The 2,976-nt window shown below is 64.7% G+C and carries 2 protein-coding genes; one reads left to right on the top strand and one right to left on the bottom strand.

What is annotated here, in order from left to right:
- Positions 1–2,194, bottom strand: a 2,194-nt coding sequence (gene recG, locus WCA53_RS01960) for an ATP-dependent DNA helicase RecG (RefSeq protein ID WP_423904920.1), incomplete at its 3' end; no start/stop codon positions are given.
- 220 nt (positions 2,195–2,414) lie between these two features.
- Between recG and WCA53_RS01965 the strand changes: the two genes are divergently transcribed.
- Positions 2,415–2,976: S-adenosylmethionine:tRNA ribosyltransferase-isomerase (locus WCA53_RS01965; protein WP_423904922.1), on the top strand; the 562-nt coding region annotated here is incomplete at its 3' end.

Raw genomic sequence — 2,976 nt, forward strand, 5'->3', positions numbered from 1 at the left:
CAAGCCACCTCGCGAGGTGTTGCGTCACGGCTTCCGGGAATTCGGCGAGCATCTGGTCCGCCGCCGCGCGGGCGGGCTCGATCAGCCAGGCATCGTTTTCCAGGCTGGCAAAGCGCAGCATCGCGGCGCCCGATTGCCGTGCGCCCAGGAATTCGCCGGGACCGCGAATTTCAAGGTCGCGACGGGCAATCTCGAAGCCATCGGTGGTTTCGCGCATGGTTTGCAAGCGGGCGCGGGCAGTCTGCGATAACGGCCCCGCATACATCAGCACGCATACCGATGCCGCGCTGCCCCGCCCCACGCGCCCGCGCAACTGGTGAAGCTGCGCAAGGCCGAAGCGTTCCGCATGCTCGATCACCATCAGCGATGCGTTCGGCACGTCGACGCCCACTTCGATCACCGTCGTGGCGACCAGAAGCTGCACCTCGGCGCGCGTGAACGCGTCCATGACAGCCGCTTTTTCGGCGGGCGGAAGGCGTCCGTGGACCAGGCCAATGCGCAATTCGGGCAGCGCTGCCACCAGGGTTTCGTACGTTTCCACGGCGGTCTGAAGCTGGAGCGTCTCACTTTCCTCGATTAGCGGACACACCCAATACACTTGTCGGCCGGTCAGCGCCGCTTCGCGCACACGTCCAATCACTTCCTCGCGACGGTTATCCGCAACGAGCTTCGTCAGGATCGGCGTGCGTCCGGGCGGCAATTCGTCGATGGTCGACACGTCCAGATCCGCGTAATACGTCATGGCGAGCGTGCGTGGGATCGGCGTGGCCGACATCATCAGCTGGTGAGGCTGGAACTCGCCGCGATCGTCGGCGGCATTCTTCGCTTTCGCACGCAAAGCGAGCCGCTGGGCGACGCCGAAGCGATGCTGTTCATCGACGATAACCAGTCCTAGCCGCGCGAATTCCACCGCTTCCTGAATGATGGCGTGCGTGCCGATCACCAGTTGCGCGCCGCCCGACGCGGCAGCTTCCAGCGCGGCACGCTTGTCCTTCGCCTTCAGGCTGCCGGCCAGCCACGCGACCGTCACGCCGAGCGGCTCAAGCCAGCCGCGCAGCTTGCGGGCGTGTTGTTCGGCGAGGATTTCGGTTGGCGCCATCAACGCGGCCTGATACCCGGCATCGATCGCTTGCGCAGCGGCAAGCGCCGCCACGATCGTCTTGCCACTGCCGACGTCGCCTTGCAAAAGACGCTGCATCGGGTGCGGCAACGTGAGTTCGGTCGAAATCTCGGCGCACACACGTTCCTGCGCACCGGTCAGCTTGAACGGCAACGTATTCAGGAACCGCGCCACGAGCGAATCCTTTTCGTTGAGCGTGCGCTTGGGCATCACGGGCGCGGCACGCGACCGGCGCTCTTCGTGCGCACGCTTGAGCGACAACTGCTGCGCAAGCAATTCCTCGAATTTGATGCGGCTCCACGCCGGATGCGTGCCGTCGATCAACGCGTTCTCGTCGGAATCCGCGTGCGGGTGGTGAAGTGTCCTGACGGCATCGAGCAGCGCGGGAACCTGCAGCGACGCCATATGCGCTCGTACAATCTTTTCGGGCAGCAGTTCGGGTAACGATACGCGCGACAACGCACTGTCGATGGCCTTGCGCAAATACGCCTGCGACACCCCCGCCGTACTCGGATAGACCGGCGTGAGCGCCTGGGGCAGCGGCGTGTCTTCATCGACGGGACGCACGGCCGGATGAACCATCTCCATGCCGAAAAAGCCCCCGCGTACGTCGCCGCGAACCCGCAGGCGAACGCCGATCGCCATCTGCTTGATCTGCGAGCCGTAGAAGTTGAGAAAGCGCAGGGTGAGTTCGTCGCCGGCGTCGTCTTGCAGCTTGACCAGCAGTTGCCGGCGCGGGCGATTGGCGATTTCGTTGTCGAAAACCACGCCTTCGGTTTGCGCGTTGCCGCCGGGAATCAGGTGGGCAATCGGCGTGATGCTGGTTTCGTCCTCATAGCGCATCGGCAGATGCAACACGAGGTCGATATCCGATTTCAGGCCGAGTTTGGCGAGTTTATCGACGGCCTTGGGCTTCTCGGCGGCCGGCTTCAAGGGCTGGACGCGATCTTCCCGCAACACGATGTCCGCCGTGCCGCGCTTGCGCTTGTTTGTACGTGTGGCCGCGTCGCCCCCGGCATCGGGAGCGGCAGGAATCTCGGGATCAGCAAGCAGGCGGCGGTCGGGCAAGGGCATCTAATCTCTTCAAAGTACAATATCGGCTTCGTTCGGCGCGGGGATTAGCATCGACACCGGGCGCCGGTTCGCTCGCGCCCACGCTGTTTGCGAGGCGAGACCGCTGCACGCCGGCCGTGTTTCGTGATCTGCAACGCGCCAGGCCGCGCCCCCACCCGGCAACCGCTCCGCCCCGACAAGACAACGCGCGAGACAAACGCGCACTCACCTGCTTTCCCCTATGTTCACGCTTTCCGACTTCGATTTTAATCTGCCGCCCGAGCTGATCGCGCAAACGGCGCTCGCCCAGCGCAGCGCGAGCCGCCTGCTCGACGTTGACAACCGGCTGGCGACCACGGTTTTCACGGATCGCCAATTCACCGAACTGCCCGGCCTCCTCGAACCCGGCGACCTGCTGGTGTTCAACGATACCAAAGTCCTGAAGGCGCGGTTCCTCGGCCAAAAGGCCAGCGGTGGCCGGATCGAGGTGCTCGTCGAGCGCCTGACCGGCGCCACGACCGCACTTGCGCAGATCCGTGCGAGCAAAAGTCCGCTGCCGGGCACGACGCTCAAGCTCGCCGACGCCTTCGACGTCACCGTCGGCGAGCGCGTCGAACCGTTTTACACGCTGCATTTTCCCGCCGATTGCCTGACGCTGATCGAGCAATACGGACGCCTGCCATTGCCGCCGTACATCGAGCACGATCCCGACGCCTTCGACGAAACCCGTTACCAGACGGTCTACGCGACCCATCCCGGCGCGGTGGCGGCGCCCACGGCAGGCCTGCACTTCGACCCGGCGC

The sequence above is a fragment of the Caballeronia sp. genome, from assembly GCF_049581465.1.
Classification (GTDB): Bacteria; Pseudomonadota; Gammaproteobacteria; order Burkholderiales; family Burkholderiaceae; genus Caballeronia.